This window comes from Aminobacter aminovorans (genome assembly GCF_900445235.1).
GTDB classification, from domain to species: domain Bacteria; phylum Pseudomonadota; class Alphaproteobacteria; order Rhizobiales; family Rhizobiaceae; genus Aminobacter; species Aminobacter aminovorans.
In genome coordinates this window covers 17948-34124 of record NZ_UFSM01000001.1, presented here as the reverse complement: position 1 = coordinate 34124, position 16177 = coordinate 17948, and the positions used below count along the sequence as shown (strand labels likewise).

Annotated in this window: 15 protein-coding genes; 12 read left to right on the top strand and 3 right to left on the bottom strand. The window is 63.9% G+C overall.

What is annotated here, in order from left to right:
- Positions 1-31: 31 nt before the first annotated feature.
- Both DY201_RS00155 and DY201_RS00150 read right to left on the bottom strand, forming a co-directional pair.
- Positions 32-1420, bottom strand: a complete 1389-nt coding sequence (locus DY201_RS00155) for a sensor histidine kinase (RefSeq protein ID WP_115729331.1) — start codon at positions 1418-1420, stop codon at positions 32-34.
- Positions 1420-2094: a response regulator gene (locus DY201_RS00150; RefSeq protein WP_115729329.1), complete on the bottom strand. Its 675-nt coding sequence runs from the start codon at positions 2092-2094 to the stop codon at positions 1420-1422. Before DY201_RS00150 ends, DY201_RS00155 begins: the two co-directional genes overlap by 1 nt.
- A gap of 119 nt (positions 2095-2213) precedes the next feature.
- Between DY201_RS00150 and DY201_RS00145 the strand changes: the two genes are divergently transcribed.
- The 4 genes from DY201_RS00145 (at position 2214) to DY201_RS00130 (ending at position 6563) form a co-directional block, all read left to right on the top strand.
- Positions 2214-3278: an ABC transporter substrate-binding protein gene (locus tag DY201_RS00145; RefSeq protein WP_115729328.1), complete on the top strand. Its 1065-nt coding sequence runs from the start codon at positions 2214-2216 to the stop codon at positions 3276-3278.
- A gap of 313 nt (positions 3279-3591) precedes the next feature.
- Positions 3592-4536 (top strand): Bug family tripartite tricarboxylate transporter substrate binding protein, encoded by a 945-nt coding sequence (locus DY201_RS00140; protein ID WP_115729326.1) that lies wholly within the window; start codon positions 3592-3594, stop codon positions 4534-4536.
- The gene (locus DY201_RS00135; RefSeq protein WP_115729324.1) at positions 4533-5021 is read left to right on the top strand and encodes a tripartite tricarboxylate transporter TctB family protein; all 489 of its coding nucleotides are present in this window, start codon (positions 4533-4535) and stop codon (positions 5019-5021) included. Before DY201_RS00140 ends, DY201_RS00135 begins: the two co-directional genes overlap by 4 nt.
- 27 nt (positions 5022-5048) lie before the next feature.
- Positions 5049-6563 carry a tripartite tricarboxylate transporter permease gene (locus DY201_RS00130; protein WP_115729322.1) on the top strand — a complete coding sequence of 505 codons (1515 nt, stop codon included), beginning with the start codon at positions 5049-5051 and terminating at the stop codon, positions 6561-6563.
- Positions 6564-6768: 205 nt separating this feature from the next.
- Here DY201_RS00130 and DY201_RS28865 read toward each other — a convergent pair whose 3' ends face one another.
- Entirely contained in the window at positions 6769-6933 is a 165-nt protein-coding gene (locus DY201_RS28865) for a hypothetical protein (RefSeq protein ID WP_165916076.1), read from the bottom strand.
- Between the two features lie 273 nt (positions 6934-7206).
- On the opposite strand from DY201_RS28865, the gene rimP reads away from it, so the two are divergent.
- From rimP to rpsO, 8 genes are all read left to right on the top strand, one after another.
- Positions 7207-7839 (top strand): ribosome maturation factor RimP, encoded by a 633-nt coding sequence (rimP, locus tag DY201_RS00125; RefSeq protein ID WP_115729320.1) that lies wholly within the window; start codon positions 7207-7209, stop codon positions 7837-7839.
- 51 nt (positions 7840-7890) lie between these two features.
- A complete protein-coding gene (gene nusA / locus DY201_RS00120; protein WP_115729318.1) occupies positions 7891-9483 on the top strand; it encodes a transcription termination factor NusA in 1593 nt (530 codons plus the stop codon).
- Positions 9484-9515: 32 nt separating this feature from the next.
- Positions 9516-10166: an RNA-binding protein gene (locus DY201_RS00115; RefSeq protein ID WP_115733494.1), complete on the top strand. Its 651-nt coding sequence runs from the start codon at positions 9516-9518 to the stop codon at positions 10164-10166.
- Positions 10163-12853, top strand: coding sequence for a translation initiation factor IF-2 (gene infB / locus DY201_RS00110; protein WP_115729317.1), 2691 nt, complete (start codon positions 10163-10165; stop codon positions 12851-12853). The genes DY201_RS00115 and infB overlap by 4 nt, the downstream gene beginning before the upstream one ends.
- 219 nt (positions 12854-13072) lie before the next feature.
- Complete coding sequence (rbfA, locus tag DY201_RS00105; RefSeq protein ID WP_115733493.1) at positions 13073-13480, top strand: 30S ribosome-binding factor RbfA; 408 nt, start codon at positions 13073-13075, stop codon at positions 13478-13480.
- Position 13481: 1 nt separating this feature from the next.
- Complete coding sequence (gene truB, locus DY201_RS00100; protein WP_115729315.1) at positions 13482-14429, top strand: tRNA pseudouridine(55) synthase TruB; 948 nt, start codon at positions 13482-13484, stop codon at positions 14427-14429.
- 61 nt (positions 14430-14490) lie between these two features.
- Positions 14491-15585, top strand: a complete 1095-nt coding sequence (gene corA / locus DY201_RS00095) for a magnesium/cobalt transporter CorA (RefSeq protein WP_115729313.1) — start codon at positions 14491-14493, stop codon at positions 15583-15585.
- 163 nt (positions 15586-15748) lie between these two features.
- The gene (rpsO, locus tag DY201_RS00090; RefSeq protein WP_067954434.1) at positions 15749-16018 is read left to right on the top strand and encodes a 30S ribosomal protein S15; all 270 of its coding nucleotides are present in this window, start codon (positions 15749-15751) and stop codon (positions 16016-16018) included.
- The last annotated feature ends 159 nt before the right edge of the window (positions 16019-16177 follow it).

Sequence of the window (16177 nt, the reverse complement as noted above, 5' to 3'; positions counted from 1 at the left end):
TTGGGTGCGAAAGGGCAGGAGGGCCAGCCCGTCACGACTCTGCTTTGCCGAACGCCACCCGCACCCTGAGCCCGCGACCATCCGCGCCGGCCAAAAGCTCCAGCCTGCCGCCGAAGAGCGAGGCGATTTCCTCGACGATGGGCAGGCCGAGACCGGCGCCGGGCTTGTCGCCCTCGCGCCCGCGCACGAAGCGCTGACGCACGCTTTCGAGTTCGGGTGCCGGAATGCCTGGGCCTGTATCCTCGACCTCCAGCACCGCGTCCGTGCCACAGTCGATGACCTTGACAGTCGCCTCGGCGCCGTTGCCGGCATAGGCCAGCACGTTTTCGATCAGGTTGCGGATCATTTCGCTGAGCAGCATCGGCTCACCGCGCACATGAAGCGGTTCCTCGCCCTCGAAACCGAGATCGATGCCGGCGGCGTGCGCCTGGGTGACACGGTCGGCGGTGAGTTGCTGGGCGAGATCGGTCAGGTTGACCGCGTCGAGGTTCTTCAGCCGGTCGGACGCTGCCTCGTCGACCTTGGCGAGCAGCAGCAGCTGGGCGATGACGCGCTCGGCATGCGCCACCGCTTCGTCGCCCATCCGGGCTGCCTGCCGCGCCTCATCCAGCGAATGGGCGCGCGAGGCTAGCGCCAGCTGGGTGCGGATGATGGTCAGCGGCGTGCGCAACTGGTGGCTGGCATTGCCGGTGAAATGCCGCATCGCGCCGAGCGCCGAGCCGAGCCGGCCCATGAAGGAATTGACCGTGTCGACGAGCCCGCGCACCTCCTTCGGCACCGACTGCTCGATCGGGTGCAGGTCGTCGGGATTGCGCTCGGCAATGGCGTCGCGCAGCCGGTAGAGCGGCCTGAGCGAGAAGGTGACGGCGAACCAGACGATCGCCGCCGCACTGCCGATCAGGATGGCGAGTCTCAGCGCCGAGCGCAGCAGGATGGTCTGCGCCAGCTGGGTGCGGGCGATCGTCGTTTCGGCAATGGTGACGACGAACGGGATCGAGGTCGCACCCGTCGAGGCGGCGCGGGACAGTGAAGTGAGCCGGATCGGCTCACCGCGGAAGCTGGCATCTTCATACCCGCTTTCTTCGAGCTCCAGCCCGTCGATGACGGGCAGCGTCTGGTAGCCGGTGATGAAGCCGTCGGGGCCGTCGACGCGGTAGAAGACGCGGTCCTGTGCCGCCGAGGTCAGCATTTCGAGCGCGACATAGGGGATGTCGACCTCCAGCGCCCCGTCCTCGGCCACCACCACGCGCTCCGCGATTGCCAGCGCCGAGCCGGCGAGCACGCGGTCGGAGACGGCGTTGGCCGTTTCCACGGCTTCGTTGTAGGTGTCGGCCAGCGCAATCAGGCCGAGGGCGACCAGCGGCACAAGGAGCCACAGCAACAGCCGCCGGCGGAGCGAATAGGGCCGCGTCCGCGCCATCAGGGGTTTTGGATCTTTTCGAGATAATAGCCGATGCCGCGCGCGGTCCTGACTGTCAGGCCATAGGGCGCCAGCCGCTTGCGCAGGCGGCTGACATATTGCTCGATGGCGTTGGCGCTGAGGTCCTCGTCGAAACCAGCCAGCGATTCGATGATCGCCTGCTTGGCGACGACCTTGCCGGCGCGCATGAACAAAGTTTCGAGCAGAGCCAGTTCCCGCGCCGGGATGTCGATGGCCGCCCCGTGCGAGGAGAAGCTGCGTGTGTTGAGGTCGAGCTGGACCTCGCCGAAGCTGACTGTGGCGGCCTTCAACCCGGCGCGGCGGCGCAGCAGCGTGCGGACACGCGCCTCCAGCTCGCCGACGTCGAAGGGCTTGACCATGTAATCGTCGGCGCCGAGGTCGAGGCCCTTGACCCGCTCGTCGAGCGAATGCCTGGCCGACAGGATCAGCACGGCGGCGTCGTGCTGGCGCCCGCGCATGGTGCGCAGCACGTCGAGCCCGTCCATCTCCGGCAAATTGAGGTCGAGGATGACGAGATCGAAGCGTTCGGTGGCGAGCACCGCGACAGCCGACGCGCCGTCGCCGACCACGTCGACGGCATAGCCGCTGCCCTTGAGCACCGCCGCCAGCCCCCCGGCCAGCGTCGCGTTGTCCTCAACCACCAGAATGCGCAACCCTGTTCTCCTTGCCCGCCCCATCCGAACGATGCCCATTCGCCGGGCAAAGGTCCAGAGCCCGTACGACGCATCCGCCCGTTGTGTCGTCCGGCGCGCTGAGGCATGGTCCGGCGATCATGCGCCTAGCCATTCTCACCGCCCTTGTCTGCCTTTCTGCGCCGGTGCAAGCGGAAGTCACCGTTTTCCCAGCTCTCAACGGTGCGTCGGACGCCCGCACGCTCGTCGTCTATTCCTCGCTTGATGCGCCGCTGAACAATCCGATGATCGCCGGCTTCCAGCAGGCCAATCCCGGCGTCGCCGTTCGTTACGAGGAACTGCAAACGGTCGACATCTACGACCGTGTCCTGGCCGAGACCGACGCCGGCAAGGGCACTGCCGACATCGCCTTTTCGTCGGCGATGGACCTGCAGGTCAAGCTCGCCAATGACGGTTACGCCCAGGAAAGCCGGCTGCCTTTGTCTGATCGTTGGCCGCGCTGGGCCAATTGGCGCGACACGGCCTATGCCTTGACCTACGAGCCGGCGGTGTTCGTCTACCACAAACCGAGCTTCAAGGACGTCGACCCGCCAGCGACACGCGGCCAGCTCGTCGACTATCTCAAGTCCCAGGGCGACAGGGTCTATGGCCGCATCGCCACCTACGACATCGAGCGCTCCGGTGTCGGCTTTATGTTCATGGCTCGTGATCAGGAACAGTATCCCGACATCTGGTCGGTGATCCGGGCCATGGGGGCAGCGGGCGTCAAGCTCTATTCCACGAGCAGTGCCATCCTTGAGCGCATCGCCGACGGCCGCTTCGTGCTCGGCTACAACATCCTCGGCTCCTATGCCGCCGACTGGGCGGCACGCAACCCGGATGTCGGCATCGTCCTGCCCAAGGACTACACGGTGGTGATGTCGCGCATCGGCCTGGTGCCGGCGGCCGCCAAGTCGCCCGACCTCGGCCGCCGCTATCTCGAATATTTCATGTCGGCCGAGGGCCAGACGGTCATGGCGCGGCAGCTGCACATCGCTGCCGTCAATCCCGATGTGTCGGGCGAGAACACCGCCAACCGCATGCAGGAGGTGCTCGGCGGGCAGTTGCGCCCGGTGCCGGTCAGTCCGGGGCTGATGGTTTATCTCGACCAGGTCAAGCGCTCGCGCGTCATCGGCCGCTGGAACGAGGCGCTGCGCAGTCCCTGATGTCAGCATGTTCCCCAAGCTGTTGCATCGGTGTCAGTCTGATGTCAGGTTGCTGCGATAGGGAAGTTTTGGCCCATCCGTTGGAGGCGGCGAGGCTCGGAAAGTTCGGGAGGATTTCGAACACGTTTCCGCTAAGGCTACCCGATGGCGTTTTTCACCGCCGCGCAGAGGGGCCAGGAAACGCTGCTGTGATGGCAGGCCCCTGGGCCGGCCTGTTCCTTCTCCCTCAGTTTTCCGGGACGCTGCTTCAGGCGCGGGCTTCGAAACTGAAAAAGCATTTTGTCCCGCGCATGCGGGCAAGGGAGGAACAGCAATGAAGCAGTTCGTATTGGCATCCATTATCGCAGGCGCGGTCGCCCTGCCGGCTTTCGCTGCCGACTACAAGATCATGGCTCCGGCAGCGCCTGGCGGCGGCTGGGACCAGACGGCCCGTTCGATGCAGACCGCACTCCAGGAAGAGAAGATCTCCGGCTCGGTTCAGGTCAACAACGTTCCGGGCGCCGGCGGCACCATTGGCCTGGCACAGTTCGTCAACCAGGCCAGTGGCGACCCGGCACAGTTGATCGTCGGCGGCTACGTCATGGTCGGCGCCATCCTGACCAACGCATCGCCAGTCACGCTCGACCAGGTCACCCCGATCGCACGCCTGACCGGCGAATACGAAGCGCTGGTCGTTCCGGCAGCTTCCGATATCAAGGACATGGCCGGCCTCGTCGCCAAGCTGAAGGCTGATCCCGGCTCCGTGTCTTGGGGCGGTGGTTCGGCCGGCGGCACCGACCACATCACGGCCGGCCTGATCGCCAAGGCCGTTGGCGTCGACCCGACCAAGGTCAACTACATCGCCTATTCCGGCGGTGGCGAGGCGCTCGCTGCTCTCCTCGGAAGCCAGGTGACCGTCGGCATTTCCGGCTATGGCGAATTCGCCGAGCAGATCAAGGCCGGCACGCTGCGCATCATCGGCATCTCGTCGGATGCCAAGGTCGAAGGCATCGATGCCCCGACCTTCAAGGAAGGCGGCGTTGACGTCTCGATCCAGAATTGGCGCATGGTTGCTGCCGCTCCCGGCATCTCGGCCGAACAGAAGGCCGCCGTCCTCGCCGATGTCGAGAAGATGGTGACCTCGGCTTCGTGGACGAAGATCCTTGCGGACAAGGGCTGGGCCAACACCTACCTTGCCGGCGACGATTTCGCAGCACAGCTGAAGAAGGACACCGAGGCGACGTCGGCGATCCTGAAAGACATCGGCCTGGTGAAATGAGCCTGGACAACCAGCAACAAGAAAGGCGCCGCCCCGATCGGGCGGCGCTTGTCATCGCCGCCCTTTTGATGGTGGTGTCTGTCGTCATCGCCTGGAGCACCGCCAGCCATGGTCCCGTCGCCAGTTACGCCCGTGTCGGCCCGACGACCGTTCCCTACATAATCGCAATAGCGTTCTGCGGCCTGTCGATCTGGACGTTTGTCGAAGCCTGGCGTGGCGATTTCCCCGAGCGCGAAAAGCAGGAGATCAGCCCGATCCTGTGGATCGTCGGCGGTCTTGCCGCCCAGATGCTGCTGCTCAAGACAGCCGGCTTCTCGATCGCCACCGGATTGCTGTTCGCGGCGACAGCTCGCGCCTTTGGCCGCGGACCGCTGTGGAAGACGATCCCGATCGGCATCGTGCTTTCCTTCGTCGTCTGGATCATCTTCGCCAAGGGGCTGCAGCTCTCGCTGCCCGCCGGCCCGCTCGAACATCTGTTGTTCTGAGCAAATATCAAGGGAGCTCGGCTCTAAATGGATACCTTTGGTCTGCTCGCGCAGGGACTGCTCACGGCACTCGAGCCGATGAACATGCTCTATGCGCTGATCGGCGTGACGCTCGGCACGGCTGTCGGCGTTCTCCCCGGCATCGGTCCGGCACTGACCGTCGCCCTGCTTTTGCCCGTCACCTACAAGCTTGATCCCGCGGGGTCGCTGATCATGTTCGCCGGCATCTATTATGGCGGCATGTATGGCGGCTCGACGACGTCGATCCTGCTCAACACGCCTGGCGAAAGTGCTTCGATCGTGACTGCGCTCGAAGGCAACAAGATGGCGCGCGCCGGGCGAGGCGGCCCGGCACTGGCAACGGCCGCCATCGGCTCGTTCGTTGCCGGATTGATCGCCACGGTCGGTCTCGCCTTTGTCGCGCCGACGGTCGTCAAGATGGCGCTGTCCTTTGGCCCGGCCGAATATTTTGCGCTGATGATCCTGGCCTTCATGACCGTTTCCGCCGCCTTCGGCGACTCGACCCTGCGCGGCCTCACCGCACTGTTCATCGGCCTCGGCCTTGGCCTGATCGGCATCGACACGCAGACCGGCCAGGCCCGTCTTGCCTTCGGCATCCCCGAGCTGCTCGACCGCGTCTCGGTGACGACGCTTGCGGTTGCGCTCTTCGCCGTCGGCGAGGCGCTCAGCGTTGCTGCCAGCAGGGGTGGTGATTCGACCATCCAGGCGATCAAGGGGTCGGTGTGGATGACCCGCGAGGACTGGAGCCGGTCATGGAAGCCATGGCTGCGCGGCACCGCCATCGGTTTCCCGATCGGCGCGATGCCGGCCGGTGGTGCTGAAATCGGCACCTTCCTGTCCTATTCGGTGGAAAAGAACCTGGCCAAGAAGCCGGAAGAGTTCGGCCATGGCGCCATCGAAGGCGTCGCGGGTCCCGAGGCGGCCAACAATGCTTCCGCGGCCGGTACGCTGGTGCCGCTCTTGACGCTCGGCCTGCCGACGACGGCGACCGCTGCCATCATGCTCGCCGGTTTCCAGCAATTCGGCCTGCAGCCCGGGCCGTTGTTGTTTGCGACCAACCCGCAGCTCGTCTGGGGCCTGATCGCCTCGCTGCTGGTCGCCAACCTGATGCTCCTGGTGCTCAACCTGCCGCTGGTCGGCGTCTGGGTCAGGCTGCTGAACATCCCGCTGCCCTGGCTCTATTCGGGCATCCTGCTGTTTGCGACGCTCGGCACCATCGGCGCCAACCCTTCGACTTTCGAGCTCGGCCTGCTGCTGGTATTCGGCCTGCTCGGCTACGGCCTGCGCCGCTTCGGCTATCCGATCGCGCCCGTCGTTGTCGGTCTGATCCTGGGACCGCTGGCGGAACAGCAGCTTCGCCGCGCGCTGGCCATCAGCCAGGGCGACCCGACGATCCTGGTGCATTCGCCGATCGCGATCGTGTTGCTGTTGCTTGCGGCGACCGCCGTCCTGCTGCCGCTGTATCTGCGTGCCCGTGGCCGGGGCAAGGTGCTGGCCCAGCTGGGCGCCAACGAGGACTGAGTTCGTCTCGTCCTCTGAAACGAAAAAAGCCGAGGCCCGGAATCCCGGCCTCGGCTTTTCTTTGCCTCGACGGCGAGGCTGGATACCCAGGGACAGAGCGACGGTCAGAATAACCGGCCGCTCCGGAGCGCGGCCCGGCTGGCCACGTCTCGGCTATCGCCAATGACGCGGCCAGCTGTGCGCTCTCTACCCTGAATGCTTGCGATCAGTATTTGCGAATGCGGTCGAAGTGGAGCGGGTCGATGCCGAGCATCACCAGGTCCTGGTTGGTTGGGCGATGACCGCGCTCGACGGCTGCTGCGGCAGCGACGGCGCTACCAAAGGTGCGGACCAGTTCGCCAATGCGGCCAAGGGGCTTGCGGGTGTTCATCTCTTTATCCTCTTTTGCGCTGCATCATCACTTCTTGTGCAACGCAGCAAATATAGGTGACGCACAGGGAAGCGGTAGGGGTGTCCGCGCATGTTTGCCATGCATCTGCTGCAATGGTCGGCTAAACAAGTGCCAGTGGACGCAACCGGCCACAGGACTTGAAAGGCGCGCCGCCTTCGGCTATATCAGCCTCAAATTCTTGGTCGGTATGACGAAGAGTGGGTCCACCCGGTCCCGCTCTTTTTTGTTACCTGCCGACCGTCTGGAGAACCAATGACCGAAAACGCAGTCGAACAGACAGGCGACGACCGCATCATTCGCGAGACCGGCATCGACGCCCGCATCGCCCTGATCGTTCAGCCCGTCCTTCGCGCGATCGGCTTCCGCCTCGTTCGCATCCGCCTGTCGGGCCAGAACGGGCTGACGCTGCAGATCATGGCCGAACGCGAAGACGGCACCATGACCGTCCAGGATTGCGAAGAGGTGAGCCGCGCGGTTTCGCCTGCTCTCGATGTCGATGATCCGATCGAAAAGGCGTATCATCTCGAAGTTTCGTCGCCGGGCATCGACCGGCCGCTGGTCCGCAAGTCGGATTTCGGCAACTGGATCGGTCACATCGTCAAGATGGAGACGTCGGTCATGGTTGCCGACCGCAAGCGCTTCCGCGGCAAGATCGCCGAGGTCGACGAAGAGAGCATCCTGATCCAGCGCGACCAGGCTGCCTACGGCGAGGAGCCGACTGTGCGCGTGCCTTTCGAGACGATCTCGGACGCGCGCCTGATCCTCACCGATGATCTTATTCGCGATGCCCTGAGCAAGGACAATCAGGCGCGCAAGGAAGCACGGAAGCGTCGTGGGGAACCCGAAGATGCGCCGGAAGACGAAGAAACCGAAACGGAAGATTGATAGAGCCCAACGGCTGGACCTGATCCGGCCGGACGCTCCGGGAGAAAGACAATGGTTGTAAGCGCCAACAGGCTCGAACTGCTGCAGATCGCCGATGCGGTCGCCCGCGAGAAGTCGATCGACAAGTCGATCGTCATCGCCGCCATGGCCGACGCGATCCAGAAGGCAGCGCGCTCGCGCTATGGTCAGGAGACCAACATCCGCGCCGACATCAATCCCAACACGGGCGAGATGAAGCTGCAGCGCCTGATGGAAGTCGTCGAAAAGGTCGATGACTACGCCATCCAGATCGCGTTGAGCTCGGCGCGTGAGCGCAATCCCGATGCGCAGCTCGGCGACTTCATCGCCGAACAGCTGCCGCCGATGGATTTCGGCCGCATCGCCGCCCAGTCTGCCAAGCAGGTCATCGTCCAGAAGGTGCGTGAAGCCGAGCGCGACCGCCAGTACGACGAGTACAAGGATCGCATCGGCGAGATCGTCAACGGCACGGTCAAGCGCGTCGAATACGGCAACGTCATCGTCGACCTCGGCCGTGGTGAAGCCATCATCCGCCGCGACGAACTGATCCCCCGCGAAAACTACAAGTACGGCGACCGCGTCCGCGCTTACGTCTACGACGTGCGCCGCGAGCAGCGCGGCCCGCAGATTTTCCTGTCGCGTACCCATCCGCAGTTCATGGCGAAGCTGTTCACCATGGAAGTGCCGGAAATCTACGACGGCATCATCGAGATCAAGTCGGTCGCCCGCGACCCCGGTTCGCGCGCCAAGATTGCCGTCATCTCGCGTGACAGCTCGATCGACCCCGTCGGCGCCTGCGTCGGTATGCGTGGTTCGCGCGTCCAGGCCGTCGTCGGCGAGCTCCAGGGCGAAAAGATCGACATCATTCCGTGGTCGCCTTCGGCAGCCTCGTTCATCGTCAACGCCCTGCAGCCGGCCGAAGTCGCCAAGGTCGTTCTCGACGAGGACGCCGAGCGCATCGAAGTCGTGGTGCCGGACGACCAGCTGTCGCTGGCCATCGGCCGCCGCGGCCAGAACGTGCGTCTCGCCTCGCAGCTGACCGGCTGGGACATCGACATCCTGACTGAGCAGGAAGAGTCGGAGCGCCGCCAGAAGGAATTCGTCGAGCGCTCGACCCTGTTCATGGAATCGCTCGATGTCGACGAGATGGTCGGCCAGGTGCTGGCGTCCGAAGGCTTCACCTCGGTTGAGGAAGTGGCATACGTCGATGCCGACGAAATCGCATCGATCGACGGCTTCGACGAGGACACAGCGTCCGAGATCCAGACCCGCGCCCGCGAATATCTCGGCAAGATCGAGGCCGAGCACGACGAGAAGCGCAAGGCACTCGGCGTGCAGGACGAACTGCGCGAGATCCCCGGCATCACCACCGCGATGCTGGTCGCGCTCGGCAATGACGGCGTGAAGACCGTCGAGGACTTCGCCGGCTATGCCGCCGACGATCTCGTCGGCTGGAAGGAACGCAAGGACGGAGAGACCAAGTTCTTCCCAGGCGTACTCGCCGACTACGGCGTGTCGCGCACCGATGCGGAACAGATGGTCGTTGCTGCCCGACGCATGGTTGGCTGGATCGCCGAGGACGAGATTGCGTCCGAGGAAGAGCCTGCCGACGTCGCCGGTGAGTGACGTGAGGCCGGCCGGAGAATCTGTTGGACGAGATGAACGATCGCACCTGCATCGTCACGCGCAAAAGCGCCGAACCGGATGATCTGATCCGTTTCGTCGTCGGCCCGGATTCGGCCGTCTATCCCGATCTCAAGAGAAATCTGCCCGGCCGTGGTTGCTGGGTGACGGCCGACCGCCTACATATCGACAAGGCGGCGGCCAAGGGCATGTTCGCCCGTGCCTTCAAGGCGCAGGTCGTCGTGCCGCCCGATCTGGGCGCGATGGTGGATAATCTGCTTGTCCGGTCGGCGCTTGGCTCGCTTGGGCTTGCCCGCAAGGCCGGTCTGGTGGCACTAGGTGCCGCCAAGGTCGACTCCACGGTCCGTGCCGGCAAGGCGCTTCTAGTACTCCATGCTTACGAGGGCGCCGAGGATGGCGTCCGCAAGATCACCCAGGCCCGAAAGGCCACAGTGCATATCGGCGGGCCTGCAACGCCCGCCTACAAACTTTTTTCGGAAGCGGAATTGGGTTTGGCATTGGGGGCAACAAATGTGATACATGCTGCCGTCCTCGCGGGAGACGCGGGCAAGGCGGTCGCGAAGCGCATGGTTGCGCTTGACCGATATCGGGGCGGATCCCCGGATGATCTGGCAATGATTGCGGCGATTGCCTACGACGATGATGCCGCAGAGGATATGGAATGAGCGATAGCAAATCGGGCGATGACAACACGTTGAGCGTCACTCCGAAGAAGACCTTGACGCTGAAGCGCCCGGGATCGGAGCAGGGAACCGTACGCCAGAACTTCTCGCACGGCCGCACAAAGCAGGTCGTCGTGGAGACGAAGAAGCGTAAGTTCTCCATGCCCGGCGACAAGCACGAGCCTACACCGACGGCAGCGACGGTGTTCGCGCCCAAGCCGCAGCCAGCAGCGCCTGCACCGGCAGCGCCGGTTGCGCCTGTGGCAGCGACACCTGTTGCATCGACGCCAGTCGCGGCGGCTCCTGCGCCCAGGCCGACACCCGCGCCTGCACCAGCACCTGCGCCTGTCGCGAAAGAGGCACCGCGGCCTGCGCCGCGCCAGCCCGAGCGCTCGGGCATGGTGCTGAATTCACTGTCACGCAGCGAGATGGATGCGCGTCGTCGCGCACTCGAAGGCTCGGTCGCGCGTGAACAGGAAGATCGCGCCCGCGCCGCAGAAGACGCGCGCCGCCGCGCCGAGGAAGACGAGCGCCGCCGCAAGGAGCGCGAGGATTCGGCTCGCCGCCAGGCAGAGGAAGAAGCCCGTCTCAAGACCGAGGCCGAATCGCGCCGCCGCGCCGAGGACGAGGCCCGTCGCCGTGCGCCGGCCGCAGCCCTCGAGGCCAATGTGCCCGACGAGGTGGAAGCCAAGCCAAAGGGCCGCGTTGGTCCCGGTGCCGCAACCGCATCGCCGATCCGCCGCGTTGCGACCCCCGAGATTGCCCGTCCGGCCAAGACCAAGACCGAAGACGACCGTCGTCGCGGCAAGCTGACGCTCAATACGGCGTTGACTTCCGCGGATGGCGACGCCCGTTCGCGTTCGCTCTCGGCGATGCGTCGCCGTCAGGAAAAATTCAAGCGTGCGATGCACCAGGAAACGCGCGAGAAGATCGTGCGCGAAGTCATTCTTCCTGAGACCATTACCATTCAGGAACTGGCCCAGCGCATGTCCGAACGCGCCGTGGAGGTCGTCAAGTTCTTCATGAAGCAAGGCCAGATGCTGAAGCCGGGCGACGTCATCGACGCCGATACGGCTGAACTGGTCGCTTCCGAATTCGGCCACACGGTTCGCCGCGTTGCCGAGTCCGACATCGAAGAGGGCCTGTTCGACATCGCCGATCACAGTGCGACCCTGGTTACGCGTCCGCCTGTCGTCACCATCATGGGTCACGTCGACCACGGCAAGACTTCGCTGCTCGACGCTATCCGCCAGGCCAACGTCGTTTCCGGCGAAGCCGGTGGTATCACCCAGCACATCGGCGCCTACCAGGTCGAGAAGAACGGTCAGAAGATCACCTTCATCGACACCCCCGGCCACGCCGCCTTCACGGCGATGCGTGCTCGTGGTGCCCAGGCGACCGACATTGCGATCCTGGTGGTTGCAGCCGACGACAGCGTCATGCCGCAGACCATCGAGTCGATCAGCCATGCCAAGGCTGCCGGCGTGCCGATCATCGTTGCCATCAACAAGATCGACAAGCCGTCGGCCGACCCCCAAAAGGTCCGTACCGAGCTGCTGCGCCACGAAGTCTTCGTGGAATCGATGGGCGGTGAAGTGCTCGACGTCGAGGTTTCGGCAAAGAACGGCACCAATCTCGACAAGCTGCTCGAGGCGATCCTGCTGCAGGCCGAAGTTCTCGACCTCAAGGCCAATCCCGACCGTACGGCCGAGGGCGTGGTCATCGAAGCCAAGCTCGACAAGGGCCGTGGTCCGGTTGCAACGGTGCTGGTGCAGACCGGTACACTGCTGCCAGGCGACATTCTCGTCGCCGGTGACCAGTGGGGCCGCGTCCGCGCTCTGGTCGACGATCGTGGCAACCGTCTCGAGGAAGCTCCGCCGGCGACGCCGGTCGAGATTCTCGGCCTTCAGGGCACGCCTCAGGCTGGCGACCGTTTCGCGGTTGTCAACAATGAAGCTCGTGCCCGCGAGATCACCGAGTACCGCCAGCGCCTGGCGCGTGACAAGGCTGTCGCCAAGCACGCAACCCAGCGCGGCTCGCTCGAGCAGATGATGTCGCAGTTGCAGTCGTCCGGCCTCAAGGAGTTCCCGCTCATCATCAAGGGTGACGTGCAGGGCTCGGTCGAAGCGATCATCGCAGCCCTCGACAAGCTCGGCACCGACGAGGTCCGTGCGCGCATCGTTCATTCGGGCGCCGGCGCCATTACCGAAAGCGACGTCACGCTCGCCGAAACCTCGGGCGCGGCAATCATCGGCTTCAACGTCCGCGCCAATGCGCAGGCACGTCACGCCGCTGAGCAGCAGGGCATCGAGATCCGCTACTACAACATCATCTACAACTTGGTGGACGACGTTAAGGATGCGATGTCCGGCCTGCTGTCGCCAGAACGCCGTGAAACCTTCATCGGCAACGCCGAGATCCTCGAAGTCTTCAACATCACGAAGACCGGCAAGGTCGCGGGCTGCCGTGTCACCGAAGGCAAGGTCGAACGTGGTGCGGGCGTCCGCCTCATCCGCGACAACGTCGTCATCCACGAAGGCACGCTCAAGACGCTCAAGCGCTTCAAGGACGAAGTCTCCGAAGTGCCAGTCGGCCAGGAATGCGGTATGGCCTTCCAGAACTACGAAGACATGCGCGCTGGCGACGTCATCGAGTGCTTCCGCGTGGAGATGGTGACCCGGAGGCTCTAAGCCTCTGGCATTTGCCTAATCGCCTAGAGCGCCGCGGCGTCCATTTGGGCGCGCAAAGGACGCTCTAGAACTTTGTGCCGGCACATCGTGCTTTCCGAAAATCGAAATCCGATTTTCGGGCCGATGTGCTAGACGGTGGCCGTTCGGCCGCCGTCCGTTTTCGTGCAGCAGGAAGCGCGGTCCCATTCCGCCTCCTGCGACATATGGATTTTCAGGACCATGTCGCGTATTCAGAGTTCAGGCCCATCACAGCGCCAGCTTCGCGTCGGCGAACAGGTGCGCCATGCGCTTTCCGAAATGCTCCCGCGCGGAGAGATCATCGATCCGGTGATCGAAACGGCTGTTATTTCGATCACCGAGGTGCGCATGTCGCCTGACCTCAAGATCGCCACCGCCTTCGTGTCGCCGATTGGCGCCAAGGATACTGATGCGGTCATCGCCGCGCTCAACAAATACGCCAAGTTCATCCGTGGCCGCGTTTCCTTTGCCTTGCGGCAGATGAAATACATGCCGGAATTCCGTTTCCGGCTGGACACCAGTTACGACAATTTCGCCAAGATCAACGATCTGCTGCGCTCGCCCGAAGTGGCGCGCGACCTCGACGGCGAAGAAGACAAGGAAGACTGACATGTCGCGTCGCGGCAAGAAGAAAGGCCGGCCCGTCTCCGGCTGGCTGGTGCTGGACAAACCTGTCGGCATGGGCTCGACAGAGGCCGTCTCCAAGATAAAATGGCTGTTCAACGCCGAAAAGGCCGGACACGCTGGAACGCTCGACCCGCTCGCCTCCGGGATGCTGCCGATCGCGCTCGGCGAAGCCACCAAGACCGTGCCTTACGTCATGGATGGCGCCAAGGTTTACCGCTTCACCGTCTCGTGGGGAGAAGAGCGCTCGACCGATGACCTGGAAGGACCGGTGACCAAAACCTCGGACAAGCGTCCGTCCGAGGAAGAGATCCGCGCCGTCATGCCGAAATATACCGGCGTCATCATGCAGACGCCGCCGCAGTTCTCGGCGATCAAGATCGCAGGCGAACGCGCCTATGACCTCGCCCGTGAGGGTGAGACAGTCGACATTCCAGCCCGCGAGGTCGAGATCGGCCGCCTTGAGATCATCGAAAACAGTGCTGACCGCACCGTATTCGAGATCGATTGCGGCAAGGGCACCTATGTCCGCTCGCTTGCCCGCGACATGGGTCGCGATCTCGGCTGCTTCGGCCACATCTCCGAGCTTCGCCGCACCGAAGTCGACCCCTTCACGGCAGAGGACTTCGTCACCATAGCCGAGCTCGATGCCGCGCGAACCGCCGGCCAGCCGGAAGGCGAAGAGGGCAAATGGGACTTCACCGCGATCGATGAATTCGTCGTCGACACCTCAGCGGCACTCGACTGCCTGCCGCAGGTTGCGGTGACCGACGAGGCCGCCTCCAAGATCAGGCTCGGCAACCCGGTCATCGTTCGCGGCCGCGATGCCCCTGTCGAGGCCGAGGAAGCCTGCGCCACCGCGCGCGGCAAGCTCGTTGCCATCGGCGCCATCGAACAGGGCATGTTCAAGCCCAAGCGGGTGTTCACTGCCTGACACTTGTCTGCCGGTGCCGTTTCCGCTTGGATCGCTGACATGATTCCGCGAGCGAGGCGAAATGGCACTGGCTGAACCTACCGGCAACCGCGGCCATCGCCAGCACACGCGGCCACCGGTCGGCGCGTCACCCGGCACGCTGATCGCCGATCCGTCGGCGCGCCAGTCGGCGCTGAACTTGACGCTGATCTCGCCGGAAGCCTGCGAATTCGTCGACGATGCCAGCCTCGACGACGTCGAGGCTGCTTGCAAAAATTGGCCGTTGATCTGGCTCGATTGCGTCGGCCTTGCCAATATCGGCCTGATCGAGGAGATCGGCAGGATCTTCGGCCTGCACACACTGGCGCTCGAGGATGTGGTCAATACCGGCCAGCGCTCCAAGGCCGACTTCTTCGACGATCACGCCTTCTTCGTGCTCTCGATGATCGATGACGCCAAGACCAGCCGCTACGAGCAGATCTCGTTCTTTTTCGGCGACAAGTTCGTCGTCACCTTCCAGGAGCGCGAGGGCGACCCGTTCGAGCCGGTGCGCCAACGCATCCGCACCTCCAACCCCAGCCGCCTGCGCCACCGCAAAGCCGACTATCTCGCCTATGCATTGATCGACGCGGTGGTCGACAGCTACTTCCCGATCGTCGATGCGACAGGCGACAAGGTCGACGCCATCGAGGACGAACTGCTGGCCGCTCCCAGGAAGCAGCACATCAGCCAGCTGCACGGCCTGCGTCGGGCAACCAGCCTGCTCAAGCGTACCATCATGCCGTTGCGCGATGCGCTGACTACGCTGATCCGTTCCGACGCTGCCTTCATCTCGGCCGAGACGAAGGTCTATTTCAACGACACGCTCGACCATTCCATCCGCTTGGCCGAAACGGTCGAGTCACAGCGGGAAACGATGATCGGCCTGATCGAGATGCAGCTTTCGCTGTCGCAATCGCGCACCAACGAGATCATCGGCGTGCTGACGATCGTTTCGGCGATCTTCATTCCGCTGACGTTTCTTGCCGGCATCTGGGGCATGAATTTCGATCCCGCCAGCTCGCCCTGGAACATGCCCGAGCTGCTTTGGCCTTACGGCTATCCGGCGGCCCTTGGCTTCATGGCCCTGGTCGCGATCTCGCTGGTACTGTTTTTCCGCTGGCGCAAATGGCTCTGAAGGGCGGCCCGGAGCCGGCTTGCGAATGGGACTGGCTTTTGTTGCCAAATTCCACTATATGCGCCGCAACATCGCGCTTTTAAGCGCCTTGTTCCATTGGCCCCAGCTGGACGACATCCCGGCCGAGGGCGTCCCGTTTCCTCCAGATTGAAAGGAAAACACGATGTCGATTACTGCCGAGCGCAAGTCGGAATTGATGGCTGAATTTGCAACCGCCAAGGGCGACACCGGTTCGCCGGAAGTTCAGGTTGCGATCCTTTCCGAGCGCATCAAGAACCTGACCGAGCACTTCAAGGACCACAAGAAGGACAACCACTCCCGTCGTGGTCTTCTGGCGCTCGTCTCCCTGCGTCGCTCACTGCTTGACTACCTCAAGCGCAAGGACGACGCACGCTATCAGACGCTGATCGAGAAGCTCGGTCTGCGCCGCTGATGAATTGATCGGCGGGTTCTCCCAGCGAGAGCCCGCCGTTCGCGCATTCGGGCTATCCTTTTTGATGGTCCATTAGTCCGATCTCGCCACAGGGGCGGGGCCGCGCTGAAAAAGGTTCCGGAGCGCCGCAGCAACGCGCCCGAACCGCCCATGGACGGT

Excerpts from the sequence above, each read along its gene's own strand:
- infB (WP_115729317.1), top strand. The coding sequence starts at position 10,163 with ATGAGCGATAGCAAATCGGGCGATGACAACACGTTGAGCGTCACTCCG.
- DY201_RS00135 (WP_115729324.1), top strand. The coding sequence starts at position 4,533 with ATGAGCCTGGACAACCAGCAACAAGAAAGGCGCCGCCCCGATCGGGCG.
- rpsO (WP_067954434.1), top strand. The coding sequence starts at position 15,749 with ATGTCGATTACTGCCGAGCGCAAGTCGGAATTGATGGCTGAATTTGCA.
- DY201_RS00115 (WP_115733494.1), top strand. The coding sequence starts at position 9,516 with ATGAACGATCGCACCTGCATCGTCACGCGCAAAAGCGCCGAACCGGAT.
- nusA (WP_115729318.1), top strand. The coding sequence starts at position 7,891 with ATGGTTGTAAGCGCCAACAGGCTCGAACTGCTGCAGATCGCCGATGCG.
- DY201_RS00130 (WP_115729322.1), top strand. The coding sequence starts at position 5,049 with ATGGATACCTTTGGTCTGCTCGCGCAGGGACTGCTCACGGCACTCGAG.
- rimP (WP_115729320.1), top strand. The coding sequence starts at position 7,207 with ATGACCGAAAACGCAGTCGAACAGACAGGCGACGACCGCATCATTCGC.
- DY201_RS00140 (WP_115729326.1), top strand. The coding sequence starts at position 3,592 with ATGAAGCAGTTCGTATTGGCATCCATTATCGCAGGCGCGGTCGCCCTG.
- truB (WP_115729315.1), top strand. The coding sequence starts at position 13,482 with ATGTCGCGTCGCGGCAAGAAGAAAGGCCGGCCCGTCTCCGGCTGGCTG.
- rbfA (WP_115733493.1), top strand. The coding sequence starts at position 13,073 with ATGTCGCGTATTCAGAGTTCAGGCCCATCACAGCGCCAGCTTCGCGTC.
- DY201_RS00145 (WP_115729328.1), top strand. The coding sequence starts at position 2,214 with ATGCGCCTAGCCATTCTCACCGCCCTTGTCTGCCTTTCTGCGCCGGTG.
- DY201_RS00155 (WP_115729331.1), bottom strand. The coding sequence starts at position 1,420 with ATGGCGCGGACGCGGCCCTATTCGCTCCGCCGGCGGCTGTTGCTGTGG.
- corA (WP_115729313.1), top strand. The coding sequence starts at position 14,491 with ATGGCACTGGCTGAACCTACCGGCAACCGCGGCCATCGCCAGCACACG.
- DY201_RS28865 (WP_165916076.1), bottom strand. The coding sequence starts at position 6,933 with ATGAACACCCGCAAGCCCCTTGGCCGCATTGGCGAACTGGTCCGCACC.